Genomic DNA, 15,955 nt, shown 5'->3' with positions numbered 1-15,955 from the left:
CTGGGCCGCGCGCTACTTGCGCTGCAGCATCTTCGTGACCTCGTCGACGTTCGACTGGATGCGCTGGCGCACCACCTCGAAGGCATCGGCCTGCGACTTGGCCGCGAGGTTGGCGAGTTCCTTGATGTCGTCGACCGCGCGCTGGAACGACTGGCGGCCGAGCGCGTCGAGCTTGGCGAGGCTTTCCTTCGGGTCCTTGCCGGGGATGTCCTTGGCGGCCGCCTGCCAGTCGGTGATCGCGCTCTTGATCATCTCGGTCTGGCGCTGCACCACGGTCTGCAGGCCCTGGAACGACTTCTCGTTGGCCTGCATCAGCGCCTGCAGGTCCTTGCGGCCGCTGTCGAGCAGCTTGCTCGCGCCGTCGGTCATGTTGAGGTTCTGCAGCCGCTCGGCCATGCCCTTGAGCGGGTTGAGCATGTCGGCCGCGCTCGGGGCCGCTTTTCTCTCGGCGCTTCCGCTGCTGCTGCTGGCAGTGGTCTTCTTGGCGGCGGCTTTCTTGGCAGTGGCCATGGTGCGGAATCTCCTGAGGACGTTGGACAAGATGGTGGCGGGACCGGCCGCGCACGCGCGTGGTCCGCCGCCACGATACGCCGCGGCGACCCTGCCGCGGCGATCGCGGCCGCGGATTTGCCTGGGGGATTTCCCGAAGGGATGGTGTGCGCCACGGCACCGGCGCTCGCTGGAGCGCCGGCGGGTAGCGGCAACGGCTTACATCGGCGGCGTGAAGCCGTCGCGGCCGGCCACCACGCGCAGCGCGGTCGGCGTGCCGTTGCGCTCCTGCGCATTGACCAGCACCTTGGCGCCCGGCACCAGCAGCGCCTCGGTGCCGGCGCGGAAGGTCACGACCGGCACGTCGCGCGGCACGATCACGGTCTTCTCGCCGCCCTTGTAGGACAGGCGCAGCTGCTGCCCGCCGCGCACCGAGCGCGGCGCGGCCGCGAGGTCGGCCACGGTGGCGTTGGTCATGGTGCTCTGCGGTTGCAGGTCCCACGGATAGTGGCCCTCGCCGGTGCCGCGCGCGGCCTCGGGGAACACCACCACCTCGAGTGCCTTCTGCGTGCCGTCGGCCTGCGGCATCGCGGCGGTGCCGATGAAGCTGCCCTTCTTGATGTCGGACAGCTTGATGCGGTAGACCTCCGACAGCGGCATGTCCGCGGGCCGCGCGAGGCTCACGACCTCGCCGCCGCGGTCCTTGACGACGAGCTTGCTCGCATCGGCATAGACCAGCGTGCCGCGCACGCGCACCACGGGTTGCGCGGCCTGCGCCTGCTGCGCGAAGGACAGGCCCGGCAAGGTGGCGAGGCCGAGCAGGGCCGCCGTGCAGAGCGCGCGGCGCGCAGTGGGTGACGAGGGAAGGGAAAGGCGGGATGAACGCATCGGAGGGGCTTTCGCGGAAAAGGAATGCAAGCAGCGTTGTACGCCTCGACTCTGAGCCCTGCATGACGCGGGGTGTTGGCGCGCCCTCGCGTTCCGTGATGTGGGAAGCCCCGGCCGTTGGCGCCCGTGTCCGGCACGTCTACAATCCGCCGCTTCCGAGGAGCGTTGCAGCGCCGCCAGGCGTGAGGCTCGGACCCATCGCAACCACGCTCATCCGCTGTTCTCGCGGTGAGTCTTTTTCCCCCGACGCAGTGGCCTCGTTCAAACACAGTTCTGGAGTTCACTTCACATGAGCGCTGTTCTCAAGCCCACCCCTGTTTCGTCCGCCGACCAGGCGATCGCCGACCTTTCGCTCGCCGCCTGGGGCCGCAAGGAAATCCGCATCGCGGAAACCGAGATGCCCGGCCTGATGGCCATCCGCGAGGAATTCGCCAAGAGCCAGCCGCTCAAGGGCGCGCGCATCACCGGCTCGCTGCACATGACGATCCAGACCGCGGTGCTGATCGAGACGCTGCAGGCCCTCGGCGCGCAGGTGCGCTGGGCTTCTTGCAACATCTTCTCGACGCAGGACCACGCGGCCGCCGCGATCGCCGCGTCGGGCACGCCGGTGTTCGCGATCAAGGGCGAGTCGCTCAAGGACTACTGGGACTACACCCACGCCATCTTCGACTTCGGTCCCAAGGACTCGAAGGGCGAAGGCCCGAACATGATCCTGGACGACGGCGGCGATGCCACGCTGCTGATGCACCTGGGCCAGCGCGCCGAGAAGGACCTGGGCGTGATCGCCAACCCGGGCAGCGAGGAAGAGCGCATTCTCTTCGCCGCGATCAAGGCCAAGCTGGCCGTCGATGCGACCTGGTACACGCGCAAGTCGGCCGAGATCATCGGCGTGACCGAGGAAACCACCACCGGCGTGCACCGCCTCAACGAGATGAGCGCCAAGGGCACGCTGCTGTTCCGCGCCATCAACGTCAACGACTCGGTCACCAAGAGCAAGTTCGACAACCTCTACGGCTGCCGCGAATCGCTGGTCGACGGCATCAAGCGCGCGACCGACGTGATGATCGCCGGCAAGGTGGCCTGCGTGGCCGGCTACGGCGACGTGGGCAAGGGCTCGGCCCAGGCGCTGCGCGCGCTGTCGGCGCAGGTGTGGGTCACCGAGATCGACCCGATCAACGCGCTGCAGGCCGCGATGGAAGGCTACAAGGTCGTGACGATGGAATACGCGGCCGACAAGGCCGACATCTTCGTGACCACCACCGGCAACAAGGACGTCATCACGCACGACACGATGGCGAAGATGAAGGACCAGGCCATCGTCTGCAACATCGGCCACTTCGACAACGAGATCGACGTCGCGTCGATCGAGAAGTACGAATGGGAAGAGATCAAGCCGCAGGTCGACCACATCACCTTCCCCGACGGCAAGAAGATCATCTTGCTGGCCAAGGGCCGCCTCGTGAACCTGGGCTGCGGCACGGGCCACCCGAGCTTCGTGATGTCGTCGTCGTTCGCGAACCAGACCATCGCCCAGATCGAGTTGTTCACCAAGCCCGACGCCTACCAGGCCGGCAAGGTCTACGTGCTGCCCAAGCACCTCGACGAGAAGGTCGCGCGCCTGCACTTGAAGAAGGTCGGCGCCATGCTCACCGAGCTGACCGACGCCCAGGCCGCCTACATCGGCGTGAGCAAGAACGGCCCCTACAAGCCGGATAGCTACCGCTACTGATCGCCGCGCATGCGAGCCGACCAGTTGCTGGTGGAACGCGGCCTCGCCGCCTCGCGCTCGCAGGCCGTGCGGCTCATCGCCGGCGGCATGCGCTGGCGCGATGCGGGCTCGACCGATGCGTGGCGTTCGGTCGTGAAGAACCGCGACGAGGTGCCCGAGTCGGCCGAGCTCGAGCTCGACGACGCGGCCGAGGCGCGCTATGTCTCGCGCGGCGGGCTCAAGCTCGAAGGCGCGCTCGAGGCCAGCGGCGTCGATGCCGCCGGCAAGCTGTGCCTCGACGTGGGCCAGTCGACCGGCGGCTTCACCGACTGCCTGCTGCAGCGCGGCGCCGCCAGGGTGGTGGGCGTCGACGTCGGCCACGGGCAGCTGCATGCGAAGCTGCGCGAGGATGCGCGCGTGCTCGCCATCGAGGGCGTCAATGCGCGCGCTCTCTCGGCCGACGACCTGCAGGAAGAGGGCGAGGAGCCCTTCGACGAGCGCTTCGACCTGATCGTCGGCGACCTGTCGTTCATCTCGCTCACGCTGGTGCTGCCGGCCGTGGTGCAGTTCCTCGCGGACGACGGCCAGCTGCTGATGCTGGTCAAGCCGCAGTTCGAACTGCAGCCGGGCCAGGTCGGCAAGGGCGGCATCGTGCGCGACGCGGCCATGTACGAGATCGTCGAGAAGCGCCTGCGCGATGCCTGCGCCGCGCTCGAGCTGCGCGTGCTGCGCTGGTTCGACAGCCCGATCGCCGGCGGCGACGGCAACCGCGAGTTTTTCATTCACGCCGTGCGCGCGACGGGCGCGGGCGGTTCCTAGGAGACGCAGGTGCGCCTTCCGCTGAGTTTCGAATTCTTCCCGACCAAGACGCCCGAAGGCGCGGTCAAGCTGCGCGCGGCGCGCCAGCAGCTCTATGCGCGCAAGCCCGAGTTCTGCTCGGTCACCTACGGCGCGGGCGGCTCCACTCACCAGGGCACCTTCGGCGCGGTGCAGGAGATCCTGTCCGAGGGCGTGGACGCGGCCAGCCATTTCTCGTGCATCGGCGCCACGCGCGAGACGGTGCGCGCGCAGCTCGCCGAGCTCAAGGCCATGGGCGTGAAGCGCCTGGTGGCGCTGCGCGGCGACCTGCCCAGCGGCTACGGCGCCGGCGGCGAGTTCCAGTACGCGAGCGACCTCGTGGCCTTCATCCGCGCGGAGACCGGCCGCGACTTCCACATCGAGGTGGCCTGCTATCCCGAGGTGCATCCGCAGGCGCGTTCGCCCGAAGCCGACCTGCAGGCCTTCGCGGCCAAGGTGAAGGCCGGCGCCGATTCGGCGATCACGCAGTACTTCTTCAGCGCCGATGCCTACTTCCGCTTCGTCGACGAGGCGCGCGCGCTCGGCATCGGCACGCCGATCGTGCCCGGCATCATGCCGATCACCAGCTCGACGCAGCTGATGCGCTTCTCGGACGCCTGCGGCGCCGAGATCCCGCGCTGGATCCGGCTGCGGCTGCAGGCCTTCGGCGACGACACGGCCTCGATCAAGGCCTTCGGCCTCGATGTCGTGACCGACCTGTGCGCGCGGCTGCGCGAGGGCGGCGTGCCGGCGCTGCACTTCTACACGATGAACCAGTCGGCGGCCACGCTGGCTGTATTGGAGCGCCTGGATTGAGAGGGGCGGCGCGGGCGCCTGGCTCGCTGCGCGGGGCGCTTCGCGCCGCGCTCGTGGCCTGCACCTGCGCGCTCGCGGGCTGCGCCATGCCGCCGGCCACCGAGGGCGGCGCGGCGTCGGACACCGTGGCGCAGGAGAGCCTGTCGCCGATCCCGCGCCAGATGACCGTGCCGCCCGGCGCCGAGCCGCGTTCGAACGTGCCCTCGGTGCGCTACGACCTCGCGGTGACCGGGCCCGATGAACTGCCCGCCGACGGCCTGCCGGGCGACGAACCGCGCGGCGAGATCTTCGAGCGCGGCGGGGCCTCGTGGTACGGCATCCAGTTCCACCAGCGCCGCACCGCCAGCGGCGAGCGCTTCGACATGGGCGCCCTGACGGCCGCGCACAAGACCCTGCCCTTCAACACCCGCGTGTGCGTGCGCAGCCTCGTCAACGGCAAGGAAGTGCTGGTGCGCGTGAACGACCGCGGCCCCTACACGCAGGGCCGCGTGATCGACCTGAGCCGTGCCGCGGCCGACCGCATCGGGCTCGCGAGCCTGGGCATCAAGCAGGTGGCGCTGACCGTCATCGACCGCGAAGGCATGCGCTGCGATGGCGAGCTGGCGCAGCCGGGCGAGACCGACACGCCCTCGCTCGACGTGGCGCCGGTGCGGCCGCAGGCCCAGCCCGCGGCGGCCCGCAAGGCGCCGGCGCGGCGCGCACCGGCACGGCGGCGCTGAACGGCCGCCGCGCGGATCAGCCCGCGGCTTCGACCGTGAAGCCGGCGTTGCGGTCCTGCCCCAGCTTCTGCACCAGCTGCGGCAGCGCCGCCTCGAGCAGCGGCTTGAGCGTATAGGGCGGATTGATCAGGAACATGCCGCTGGCCGGCAGGCCCGGGCGGCGCGTTTCGCCGCTGGGCGCGGTCGTGATCTTGCTCGACTTGACCGTCAGCGTGACGTTGAGCGAGGACTTGCCGGCCTTGGTGGCCAACGTCTTGAGGCGGCGCGGCAGGTCGTGCGCCTCGGGCCGCGGAATGATCGGGTACCAGACCGCGTAGGTGCCGGTGGCGAAGCGCTTGAGCGCTTCGGCCGCGAAATCGAGCACCCGGCCGTAGTCGGTCTTGAGCTCGTAGCTCGGGTCCATCAGCACCAGCGCGCGCCGCGAGGGCGGCGGCAGGAACTTGGTCGCGCTGCCGAAGCCGTCCTCGTGCAGCACCGCGATCTGGCGTCCGGCCTCGAGCTGCGCGATGTTGGCCGTGAGCGTGCGGCTGTCGGTGGGATGCAGCTCGAACAGCTTGAGCCGGTCGTGGTCGCGCAGCAGGTGCTGCACGATGAACGGCGAGCCCGGGTAGACGCGGGCGCCGCCCTTGGCATTGAAGTCGTGGATCACCTCGAGGTAGCGCGCGAGCGCATCGGCCAGCGGGGCCTCGGCTTCCTTGGCCGCCTTCTTGGCGGCGGCCGTCGTCGCGGGGGCGGGCGCCGGGGCCGGCGGGGCCTTGGGGTCGGTGACCAGGCGCAGCACGCCCTCGGCGGCCTCGCCGCTGGTGCCCGCGTAGTCGCCATCGAGCCGGTACAGGCCCGCGCCCGCGTGCGTGTCGACCACCGTCAGGGCGGTCTCCTTTTCGAGCATGTGATCGAGCGTGGCGATCAGCACCATGTGCTTGAGCACGTCGGCGTGATTGCCGGCATGGAAGGCGTGGCGGTAGCTGAACATTAGAAAAAATACCTAAAAGGTGGAGGCATGCAGCCGGCGGCATCGCTAGACTCGCGCGCCGGAAACATTAATTAACAAGAGGGGCGCAAATGCGTGGAGCAGGGTGGAGATTCTGGGGCCTGTGCGTGGGTGCGGGCGTGCTGTCTATTTTGACGGGGTGCGCATCGGTGACGCACGGCACCCAGCAGAGCGTGAAGATCGAGACGCTGACGGAGGCCGGAAAGACCGTCGAGGGCGCCAAGTGCACGCTCACGAACGACCGCAACGGCATCGTGATGCGTTCGGGGGAAAGCGTGTCGGTGCGCCGGTCGGGCGCGCTGCTGAACATCGAATGCACGCAGCCCGGCCTCGCGCCGGCCACGGGGCAGGCGATTTCGCGCGTCAACACCGGCATGGTCGGCAACATCCTGATCGGCGGCGTGCTGGGCGCGGCCATCGATTCGGGCACCGGCGCCGGCTTCAACTACCCGAGCTGGATGCAGCTGGTGTTCGGCGAGGTGCGCAGCTTCGACCGCAGCGGCCAGACCGGCGATCAGGCGCTGGCGGGCGTTCGCATCGGCGAGACCCGGCTGGCGGCGCCCTCCGTCGTGCCGCCGCCGCCCACGGCCATCGCAGTGACGCCACCGCCGGTGGCGCCCGCACCCGCGCCGACGCCGCCGGTGGCCGAGGAGAAGCCCGCCACGCCGCCGGTGGTGGCCGCCGCCGTGCCGCCACCGGCCGCGTCCGCGGCCCCCGTCGTGCCCCAGCCGGCGCCGCGCGCCGCCGCCTCCGGCGCGCGCGTCTCGATGGAAGACCTCGGCGCGTTGCTTCCCGCCAAGCCATGAGGACTCGCGTTCTCTGCCTGGCGGCGCTGCTTGTCGCCGGCCCCGCCGCGGCGCTCGAGCCCGATGCGCTGTTCGCCAAGGTGTCGGGCAGCGTCTGGGCCGTTCGCACCTTCGACGCCCAGGCCCGGCCGCTCAGCGCCGGCAGCGCGGTCGTGATCGCGCCCGGCCGGCTGGTGACCAACTGCCATGTGCTGGCGAAGGCCAGCAGCTTCGTCGTGCGCCAGGAGAACGTGGCCTACGGCGCCACCCTCGAGTACCCCGATCCGCAGCGCGACCTGTGCCAGGTCAAGGTGGCGAACTTCACGGCGCCGCCGGTGGCGCTGGCGCCCGCGGGCAGCGCGCGCGTGGGCCAGCGCGTCTACGCCATCGGCAATCCGCGCGGCCTCGAGAACACCCTCAGCGACGGCATCCTGTCGGGCCTGCGCGGCGACGAGGGCGAGCGCCTGCTGCAGACCACCGCGGCCATCGCGCCCGGCTCGAGCGGCGGCGGGCTGTTCGACAGCGAAGGCCGGCTGCTCGGCATCACGACCTTCGCCGCCAAGGACGGCGGCAGCCTGAATTTCGCGGTGCCGGCGGAATGGCTGGCCGAGCTGCCGGCGCGCGCGAAGACCGCGCTGGAAGCACGCGCCAGCGGCGCCGACGGCAACGGCCGCGGCGCGCCCGCGGCGGGCCGCCCGGGGGCGCCCCGGCGCGGCGAAGTGTTCGAATACGTGCTGATCGACGGCCTCACGGGCGTGCGGACGCCCGTGCGCTATCGGGTCGACCGGATCGAGGGCGAGAACGTCTATTACAACCAGGGCGGACGGGTCGAGAAGGCCGATGGCCAGCTGGTGTCGGTGACCTCGCCGGCCGGCGGGCTGTTCGACGCGGCCTCGCCACCCGACGGCTGGACCCGGCCCGCGATGACGCCGGGCATGCGCTGGCGCAGCGAGTACACCTCGTCCTCCAGCGGGGAGAAGGCGCGCTACGCGCTCGATGCCGCGGTGATCGGCACGAGCCGCCTGACCGTCGATGGCGAGGCGCTGAGCGTGCAGCAGATCGCCTTCGAGGGCTGGATGTTCGCGCTCGTGGGCACCGGGCCCGCGCAGGCGCTGCCCTTCAAGGCGACGGCCTATTACGCGCCCGACCTGGGCCGGGTGGTCCGTTTCGAGGCCGAATACCGCCGTGTCTACCTGGGCATGACGCGCGAGACGCTGGAGCTGGTGCGGGTCTGGCGCTGAGCCCGGAGCGGGCGCGTCAGGGGCTCGAGGGAGCCGCCATCCCGAAAATTGCCCGCCAACCCCGATTCTTCGTATAATCGCGGGCTTCGCAGCGTTTTTGTGGCCCCGCGGCGAAGTACTTCCACCACCTAAGAGATTCCCACCAGAGGAAAACCGACCGTGGAAAAGGGCCCGCCAAACCCTCTTTTGAAAAGAGAAATCTCATGACCACGTTCAGCGCAAAACCCGCTGACGTGAAGCACGAGTGGTTTGTGATTGACGCGACCGACAAGGTCCTCGGACGGGTAGCCAGCGAAGTTGCCCTCCGTCTGCGCGGCAAGCACAAGGCCATTTATACGCCTCACGTCGATACCGGTGACTTCATCGTCATCATCAATGCAGCCCAGCTGCGCGTCACCGGCGCCAAGTCCATCGACAAGGTGTACTACCGTCACTCGGGTTACCCGGGCGGCATCACGGCGACGAACTTCCGCGACATGCAGTCGAAGCACCCCGGCCGCGCGCTGGAGAAGGCCGTCAAGGGCATGCTGCCCAAGGGCCCGCTCGGCTACGCCATGATCAAGAAACTCAAGGTGTACGGTGGTGCAGAGCATCCGCACACCGCCCAACAGCCCAAAGTGCTGGAACTGTAAGGAGCCTTGAGAATGATTGGTGAATGGAACAACGGCACCGGCCGTCGCAAATCCAGCGTCGCTCGCGTGTTCCTGAAGAAGGGCACCGGCAAGATCACGGTCAACGGCAAGGACATCCAAGCGTTCTTCGGCCGCGAGACCTCGATCATGATCGCCAAGCAACCGCTGGCGCTGACGAACAACCTCGAAGCCTTCGACGTCATGGTGAACGTGCACGGCGGTGGCGAATCGGGTCAGGCCGGCGCAACCCGCCACGGCATCACCCGCGCGCTGATCGACTACGACGCGAGCCTCAAGCCGGTGCTGAGCCAGGCCGGCTTCGTCACCCGCGATGCGCGTGAAGTCGAACGTAAGAAGGTCGGTCTGCACTCCGCACGCCGCCGCAAGCAGTTCTCGAAGCGCTGATTTCCAGCCTTCGCCTGCCGAGAAAACCGCCTTCGGGCGGTTTTTTCATGGGCATCGCGGCTCGAGCCGGCCTTGCCCTCGTGTGGTTGCGACCCCACTTGCATTGGGTGCACCGCCTGCAGCCCCGGCTCCAAAGCCCGCATTGCAGTAGCATTCCCTCCCTTGGCCGCATGTTCCGGCCCCTCTCCAGGAGTTTCCCCTCATGAGCGCCCTTGCCGAAAACATCCAGACCCAGATGCCCGAACCGATCGTCTTCACCGACAGCGCGGCCGCCAAGGTGGCCGACCTGATCGCCGAAGAAGGCAATCCCGACCTCAAGTTGCGCGTGTTCGTCCAGGGTGGCGGCTGCTCGGGCTTCCAGTACGGCTTCACCTTCGACGAGATCACCAACGAAGACGACACGACCATGACCAAGAACGGCGTGTCGCTGCTGATCGATGCCATGAGCTACCAGTACCTGGTCGGCGCCGAGATCGACTACAAGGAAGACCTGCAGGGCGCCCAGTTCGTGATCAAGAACCCGAACGCCACCAGCACCTGCGGTTGCGGCTCCAGCTTCTCGGCCTGATCCGACCGATGGTGCCTGCCCGCAGCGCACCATCCCCCCACCAAGCCGCCTCCGGGCGGCTTTTTGCTTTGTGTCTTCCTCCCCGCCCATGCCGCCCGACACCGCCGTAGCCAACACCGCCGTCGCCCCCGCCCGCAAGAGCCTGCTGTGGCTCGTGGCGGTGGGCTTCTTCATGCAGACGCTGGACGCCACCATCATCAACACGGCGCTGCCGGCGATGGCGGCCAGCCTCGGCGAGAGCCCGCTGCGCATGCAGTCGGTGGTGGTGGCCTATGCGCTGACCATGGCGATGCTGATCCCGGCCTCGGGCTGGATCGCCGACCGCTTCGGCACCCGGCGCGTGTTCTTCGCGGCCATCGTGCTGTTCGCGCTGGGCTCGGTGCTGTGCGCGCTCTCGCACGGGCTGGGCCAACTGGTGGCCGCGCGCGTGGTGCAGGGGCTCGGCGGCGCGCTGCTGCTGCCGGTGGGGCGGCTGGCGCTGCTGCGCACCGTGCCGCGCGGCGAATTCCTGCAGGCGATGAGCTTCGTGGCCATTCCGGGCCTGATCGGCCCGCTGCTCGGGCCCACGCTGGGCGGCTGGCTGGTGCAGTACGCCTCGTGGCACTGGATCTTCCTGATCAACGTGCCGGTGGGCCTGGCCGGCTGCATCGCCACCCTGCGCTTCATGCCCGACCTGCGCGGTGCCGCGCTGCGGCGCTTCGATGGCGTGGGCTACGGCCTGCTGGCCTTCGGCATGGTGGCGATCTCGCTCTCGCTCGACGGCGTGGCCGAGCTCGGCCTGCGCCAGGGCGGCGTGATGGTGGTGCTGGTCTTCGGCTTCGCGAGCGTGGTGGCCTACTGGCTGCGCGCGGCGCGGACGCCCGAGCCGCTGTTCGCGCCCTCGCTGTTCAAGGTGCCGACCCTGAGCATCGGCCTGCTCGGCAACCTGTTCTCGCGCCTGGGCAGCAGCTGCATGCCTTTCCTGGTGCCGCTGCTGCTGCAGGTGTCGATGGGCTATTCGCCGGTCCGCGCGGGGCTGATGATGCTGCCGGTGGCGCTGGCCGGCATGGCGATGAAGCGCTTCGCCACCTCGCTGATCACGCGCCACGGCTACCGCCAGGTGCTGGTGGTCAACACGGTGCTGGTGGGGCTCGCGATGGCCAGCTTCGGCCTCACGGCGCCGGGCCAGCCCGTCGCGCTGCACGTGCTGCAGTTGCTGTTCTTCGGCGCGGTCAATTCGCTGCAGTTCACCGCGATGAACACCATCACCCTCAAGGACCTCGACGGCAGCATGGCCAGCAGCGGCAACAGCCTGCTGTCGATGGTGCAGATGCTCGCGATGAGCATGGGCGTGGCCGCCGCGGGCGCGGTGCTGGCGGGCTACAACGGCATCTTCGGCACCGACACCGCGGTGCGCACGCTCGATGCCTTCCAGGCGACCTTTGCGAGCATGGGCCTGATCACGGTGGCTTCGGCGCTCATCTTCTGGCATCTGCCGGCGGAAGTGCGGGCGCCACGGCCCGCGCAGCCCGAGGTCTCGGGCCAGGGCTGAGTCAGGCCGGGTAGATCGCGCCCAGCACGCGCGCGCCGCGCGCGCCGGTCACGCTGGCGAGGTTGCCGCTCTCGCGCCGCACCGTGGCGCGCGCCAGCCAGGCGAAGGCGGCCGCCTCGACCTGCTGCGGCGGTAGGCCGCGTTCGTTCGAGGCCACCACGGCAATGCCCGGCAGCAGGGCGCGCAGCCGCGACAGCAGGTGGCCGTTGAGCGCGCCGCCGCCGCAGACGATCAGCAGCTTGCTCTCGTTGCCGTAGCGCAGGAGGTCTGCCGCGCAGGTGCTGGCCGTCAGTTCGGCCAGCGTCGCCTGCACGTCGACCGGGGCGTCGGCCGCGCCGGTGCCCACGTGCGCGGCCAGCCATTCAGGATTGAACAGGTCGCGCCCCGTGCTCTTGGGCGGGGCCTTGGCGAAGAAGGGCTCGCCCTGCAGCCGCGCGAGCAGCTCGGGCAGCACCTTGCCGCTCGCGGCCCACTGGCCGTCGAGGTCGAAGGGCTGGCCGTGGTAGCGCTGGCACCAGTGGTCCATCAGCGCATTGCCGGGGCCGCAGTCGAAGCCCAGCACCACCGCGCCCTCGGGCGCGTCGCTGGCCGGCAGCAGGCTCAGGTTCGAGATGCCGCCGAGGTTCAGCACCGCGATCGGCTCGCCGGGCCCGGCGAACAGCGCCCGGTGGAAGGCCGGCACCAGTGGCGCGCCCTGGCCGCCGGCCGCAAGGTCGCGGCTGCGGAAGTCGGCCACCACGTCGATGCCGCAGAGCTCGGCCAGCAGCGAGGGGTTGTTGAGCTGCAGCGTGTAGCCGACCTCGTCGAATTCGCCGGGCCGATGGCGCACGGTCTGGCCGTGCACGCCGACGGCACGCACCGCGCCGGGTTCGAGGCCGGCATCGGCCAGCAGTTGCTCGACCACGCCCGCGTAGACGCGCGCCAGCCCGTTGCCGGCGAGCGCCGCGCGGTGCAGTTCGTTGTCGCCCGGGGTGTTGAGGGCCATCAGCTCGCCGCGCAGGCCGACCGGGAAGGGGGCGGTGGCGTAGCCGGTGACCGAGATCCCGCCGTCGGAGAAGTCGGCGAGCACGCCGTCCACGCCATCGAGCGAGGTGCCCGACATCAGTCCGATGTAGAGATCGCCGGTGGCCATGGGGCTGGGGGTGCAGCCGGATGTTCCGGCGCTTCTATATATGTGAGAGGAGCGCGGCGCTCAGTCCGCGCTGGCCTGCACCACCGAGAAGGCGGCGGCCAGTTCGTTGCGCGCGCCGACGGCGATGCGCTCGAAGGCCGGGCGCATCGCGGCGGTGATCGGGGCGCCGCCTTCCTGCGCGATCGAGGTCGGGTTCTGGTAGACGCCGTTGACCCGGAATTCGAAGTGCAGGTGGGGACCGGTGGCCCAGCCCGTGGAGCCCACGGCACCGACGGTCTGGCCCTGGCTCACGCTCTGGCCGGCCTTGACGTCGATGCGGCTTAGATGCGCATAGGCCGTCTGCTGGTTGTTGCGGTGGTTGATGATGACGATGTTGCCGTAGCCGTTCTGCGTGCCGGCGAAGTCGACCGTGCCGTCGCCGACCGTGCGCACGGCGGTGCCGGTGGGCGCCGCGTAGTCGATGCCGTTGTGCTGGCGCCAGCTGTTGAGGATCGGATGCATGCGCATCGCGAAGCCGCTCGACACGCGCGTGAATTCCACCGGCGTCGCCAGGTAGGCCTTGCGCAGGCTGTCGCCGTTCGGGCGGTAGTAGCTGCCCTTCTGGCCCGCGCCCGGCGGCTGGAACCACACGGCCTGGTGGATCTTGCCGTTGTTCTCGAACTCGGCCGAGAGCACGCGGCCGCTGCGCAGCGCCTGGCCGTCGGCCTCGAAGGTCTCGTAGACCACGGCGAAGCGGTCGCCCTTGCGCAGTTGGCGCACGTCGACGTCGCCCGCGAAGATGTCGGCCAGCTGGCTCGCGACGCCATCGGGGATGCGCGCTTCGTCGGTGGCGGCGAACAGCGAGCTGCGGATGGTGCCGCTGGCCAGGCGGGCGCCCGGCGTGAGGGTGTCGCGCTCGGTCAGGGCCACGAAGCCCACGGGCGTGCGCTCGATCACGAAGCGCTTGAAGCCGCCGTCGCCGTCGGGAATCCAGCGTGCGCTGAGCTTCTTGAGCTGGTTGTCCTGCGTGGCCTCGGCGGTCACGGTGCGGCCGGCGCGCGCGAACAGCGCGGAACGGGCCTCGCCGCTGCCGCGCACGAAGGCGCTGGCGACCGGGTCGGAGATGCCCAGGCGCTTGAGCAGCGCCTCGGCGGTGTCGCTCGAGCGGGTGACGTCGGTGCGGAACAGCGTGAAGCTGAAGTCCTCGAGCGACGTGGCCTGTTCGGCGAACGACAGGGGGGCGGAAGTGGCTTCGAGCACCTGGTGGACCGGGAGGTCCGAGGCGTCGGGTCCGAGCGAAGCCACGGCGAGGGTTCCGGCGCTCAGCAGAGCCGCCGCGATGATCGCGGTGATCTGCTTGGGGTAGGTCCGGAACGTATAAGCCACGCGAGAAGCGAGAAGCTCCTCGGCGGCAAGAATGCCGTTGATCAAACTATGAATTCCAGCTCAGGTTTCTGCAGATCCGCGCTGCGGAGCCCAGAGCGGTCAGGGCGGCAGGACGGTGCGGAAAAAGCGCCGCTTAGAATCCGGCGCTTGAAAAAGTCGGGCGAGTATAGCTTCCGCACTCAAAAAGTCAGCCAAAAAAAGCCCATGAACGCCGAATCTGTTACATCCATGGACCTTTCAAATAGTGTAGGACGCGCGCTCGAAATCTCCCTCCGGGGGGCTGACGAACTGCTCCCCCAGGACGAGTGGGTTCGCAAGCTGCAACGCTCCGAAGCCAGCGGAACCCCGCTGCGCATCAAGCTCGGGCTGGACCCGACCGCGCCCGACATCCACATCGGCCACACGGTGGTACTCAACAAGATGCGCCAGCTCCAAGACCTGGGGCACCGCGTGATCTTCCTGATCGGCGACTTCACCACCACCATCGGCGACCCCTCGGGCCGCAACAGCACGCGTCCGCCGCTCACGCGCGAGCAGATCGAGGCCAACGCCCAGACCTACTACAAGCAGGCCAGCCTGGTGCTCGATCCCGAGAAGACCGAGATCCGCTACAACTCCGAGTGGAGCGACCCGCTGGGCGCGCGAGGCATGATCCAGCTGGCCGCCAAGTACACGGTGGCGCGGATGATGGAGCGCGACGACTTCAACAAGCGCTTCAAGGCCGGCCAGTCGATCTCGGTGCACGAGTTCCTCTACCCGCTGATGCAGGGCTACGACTCGGTGGCGCTCAAGAGCGACCTCGAGCTCGGCGGCACCGACCAGAAGTTCAACCTGCTCGTGGGCCGGCATCTGCAGCAGGAGTACGGCCAGGAACCGCAGTGCATACTTACTATGCCGCTGCTGGAAGGGCTCGATGGCGTCGAGAAGATGTCCAAGAGCAAGAACAACTACATCGGTATCAGCGAAGACGCCAACACCATGTACGCCAAGGTGCTGTCGATTTCCGACGACCTGATGTGGCGCTGGTACACGCTACTGAGCTTCCGTTCGCTCGAGGAGATCGCGGCGCTCAAGGCCGAGATCGAGGGCGGCCGCAACCCGAAGGACGCCAAGGTCGCGCTCGCCAAGGAGATCACGGCGCGCTTCCACAGCCCCGCGGCGGCCGAGGCGGCCGAGCAGGATTTCGTCAACCGCAGCAAGGGCGGCGTGCCCGACGAGATCCCCGAAGTGACTTTGGCCGGCGCCCCGCTGGGCATCGGCCAGCTGCTCAAGCAGGCCAACCTCGCGGCCTCGTCCGGCGAGGGCAACCGCCTGATCGACGGCGGCGGCGTGCGCATCGACGGCGCGGTGGTCAGCGACAAGGGGCTCAAGCTGCCGGCCGGCAGCTACGTGGTGCAGGTCGGCAAGCGCAAGTTCGCGCGCGTGACGCTGTCCTGAATCGGGCGCTCCCTGACCCGTCCTGCCCTAGGTTGACACCTAAGAAGGACCCAGAGCCGGCCCGTTGATGCCGGCAATAGACGCCCGATGAACCTCATCGGGCGTTTTCAATTCTAGGGACAGGTGTGGTCTCTCCTGGTTGTAGATCTGCACGGACTGGCGAACCATCCGGGCCGCATGGGCCAGGTCGGCTGGGCGGTGCAACAGGAACTCCGTCTTCAGGATCCCGTTGACCCGCTCGGCCAGCGCGTTCTGATAGCAGTCGTAGCCATCGGTCATCGAGCAGGCAATGTCGTGGCGCCTGTGGATCTCCTGATAGTCGTTCGAGCAGTACTGGGTGGATTCAACCGGTCGTCGCAACACGGATTACGCGGCGGATTTTAGGTAGTCGTTAAGCGCCTCCGCGGGAGT

At 69.0% G+C, this 15,955-nt stretch carries 16 protein-coding genes, 1 pseudogene and 1 riboswitch; of the genes and pseudogenes, 11 read left to right on the top strand and 6 right to left on the bottom strand.

The genetic code is table 11. The features are described from left to right. Window positions 1-12: 12 nt before the first annotated feature. Both phaP and AC07RV_RS40445 read right to left on the bottom strand, forming a co-directional pair. Window positions 13-510 carry a TIGR01841 family phasin gene (phaP, locus tag AC07RV_RS40450; RefSeq protein ID WP_093348084.1) on the bottom strand — a complete coding sequence of 166 codons (498 nt, stop codon included), beginning with the start codon at window positions 508-510 and terminating at the stop codon, window positions 13-15. 198 nt (window positions 511-708) lie between these two features. Continuing rightward, entirely contained in the window at window positions 709-1,377 is a 669-nt protein-coding gene (locus AC07RV_RS40445) for a hypothetical protein (protein WP_296781134.1), read from the bottom strand. A gap of 151 nt (window positions 1,378-1,528) precedes the next feature. Continuing rightward, window positions 1,529-1,596, top strand: a riboswitch (S-adenosyl-L-homocysteine riboswitch). Window positions 1,597-1,666: 70 nt separating this feature from the next. Here AC07RV_RS40445 and ahcY point away from each other — a divergent pair. Genes ahcY through AC07RV_RS40425 form a run of 4 tightly spaced genes read left to right on the top strand, consistent with a single transcriptional unit; the run spans window position 1,667 to window position 5,457 of the window. Further along, entirely contained in the window at window positions 1,667-3,106 is a 1,440-nt protein-coding gene (ahcY, locus tag AC07RV_RS40440) for an adenosylhomocysteinase (protein ID WP_093348078.1), read from the top strand. A gap of 9 nt (window positions 3,107-3,115) precedes the next feature. Further along, window positions 3,116-3,904 (top strand): TlyA family RNA methyltransferase, encoded by a 789-nt coding sequence (locus AC07RV_RS40435; RefSeq protein ID WP_093348076.1) that lies wholly within the window; start codon window positions 3,116-3,118, stop codon window positions 3,902-3,904. A 9-nt stretch (window positions 3,905-3,913) separates the two neighbouring features. Next, the gene (gene metF, locus AC07RV_RS40430; RefSeq protein ID WP_296781130.1) at window positions 3,914-4,738 is read left to right on the top strand and encodes a methylenetetrahydrofolate reductase [NAD(P)H]; all 825 of its coding nucleotides are present in this window, start codon (window positions 3,914-3,916) and stop codon (window positions 4,736-4,738) included. A 53-nt stretch (window positions 4,739-4,791) separates the two neighbouring features. Next, complete coding sequence (locus tag AC07RV_RS40425) at window positions 4,792-5,457, top strand: septal ring lytic transglycosylase RlpA family protein (RefSeq protein WP_371268833.1); 666 nt, start codon at window positions 4,792-4,794, stop codon at window positions 5,455-5,457. Between the two features lie 16 nt (window positions 5,458-5,473). Here AC07RV_RS40425 and AC07RV_RS40420 read toward each other — a convergent pair whose 3' ends face one another. Next, a complete protein-coding gene (locus AC07RV_RS40420) occupies window positions 5,474-6,430 on the bottom strand; it encodes a 23S rRNA (adenine(2030)-N(6))-methyltransferase RlmJ (RefSeq protein WP_296781127.1) in 957 nt (318 codons plus the stop codon). A gap of 167 nt (window positions 6,431-6,597) precedes the next feature. Here AC07RV_RS40420 and AC07RV_RS40415 point away from each other — a divergent pair, with 167 nt between their 5' ends. The 6 genes from AC07RV_RS40415 (at window position 6,598) to mdtD (ending at window position 11,610) form a co-directional block, all read left to right on the top strand. Next, window positions 6,598-7,254 (top strand): hypothetical protein, encoded by a 657-nt coding sequence (locus AC07RV_RS40415; protein WP_296781124.1) that lies wholly within the window; start codon window positions 6,598-6,600, stop codon window positions 7,252-7,254. Further along, window positions 7,251-8,474 carry a S1C family serine protease gene (locus AC07RV_RS40410; protein WP_296781121.1) on the top strand — a complete coding sequence of 408 codons (1,224 nt, stop codon included), beginning with the start codon at window positions 7,251-7,253 and terminating at the stop codon, window positions 8,472-8,474. Before AC07RV_RS40415 ends, AC07RV_RS40410 begins: the two co-directional genes overlap by 4 nt. Window positions 8,475-8,677: 203 nt before the next feature. Beyond that, window positions 8,678-9,106, top strand: a complete 429-nt coding sequence (gene rplM / locus AC07RV_RS40405) for a 50S ribosomal protein L13 (RefSeq protein ID WP_057590758.1) — start codon at window positions 8,678-8,680, stop codon at window positions 9,104-9,106. 12 nt (window positions 9,107-9,118) lie between these two features. Beyond that, window positions 9,119-9,511, top strand: a complete 393-nt coding sequence (rpsI, locus tag AC07RV_RS40400) for a 30S ribosomal protein S9 (protein ID WP_093348063.1) — start codon at window positions 9,119-9,121, stop codon at window positions 9,509-9,511. Window positions 9,512-9,713: 202 nt separating this feature from the next. Beyond that, window positions 9,714-10,079 carry an iron-sulfur cluster insertion protein ErpA gene (gene erpA / locus AC07RV_RS40395; protein ID WP_093348061.1) on the top strand — a complete coding sequence of 122 codons (366 nt, stop codon included), beginning with the start codon at window positions 9,714-9,716 and terminating at the stop codon, window positions 10,077-10,079. Between the two features lie 88 nt (window positions 10,080-10,167). Further along, window positions 10,168-11,610, top strand: a complete 1,443-nt coding sequence (gene mdtD / locus AC07RV_RS40390) for a multidrug transporter subunit MdtD (protein ID WP_296781116.1) — start codon at window positions 10,168-10,170, stop codon at window positions 11,608-11,610. A gap of 1 nt (window position 11,611) precedes the next feature. On the opposite strand, the gene AC07RV_RS40385 is transcribed toward mdtD, so the two are convergent. Beyond that, window positions 11,612-12,742, bottom strand: a complete 1,131-nt coding sequence (locus AC07RV_RS40385; RefSeq protein ID WP_296781113.1) for an anhydro-N-acetylmuramic acid kinase — start codon at window positions 12,740-12,742, stop codon at window positions 11,612-11,614. 60 nt (window positions 12,743-12,802) lie between these two features. Next, window positions 12,803-14,152, bottom strand: coding sequence for a M23 family metallopeptidase (locus AC07RV_RS40380; RefSeq protein WP_296781111.1), 1,350 nt, complete (start codon window positions 14,150-14,152; stop codon window positions 12,803-12,805). A 183-nt stretch (window positions 14,153-14,335) separates the two neighbouring features. Here AC07RV_RS40380 and tyrS point away from each other — a divergent pair, with 183 nt between their 5' ends. Next, on the top strand, window positions 14,336-15,544 hold the full coding sequence (gene tyrS, locus AC07RV_RS40375; protein WP_444814542.1) for a tyrosine--tRNA ligase: 1,209 nt from the start codon (window positions 14,336-14,338) through the stop codon (window positions 15,542-15,544). 39 nt (window positions 15,545-15,583) lie between these two features. Here tyrS and AC07RV_RS40370 read toward each other — a convergent pair. Continuing rightward, window positions 15,584-15,880, bottom strand: a pseudogene (locus AC07RV_RS40370) (integrase core domain-containing protein); the annotation flags it as partial. Between the last annotated feature and the right edge of the window lie 75 nt (window positions 15,881-15,955).

It is taken from the genome of Variovorax sp. GW821-FHT09B01 (assembly GCF_059418345.1).
Note: the sequence above shows the minus strand (reverse complement) of the source record. Positions and strands in the feature narration are given on the sequence as shown.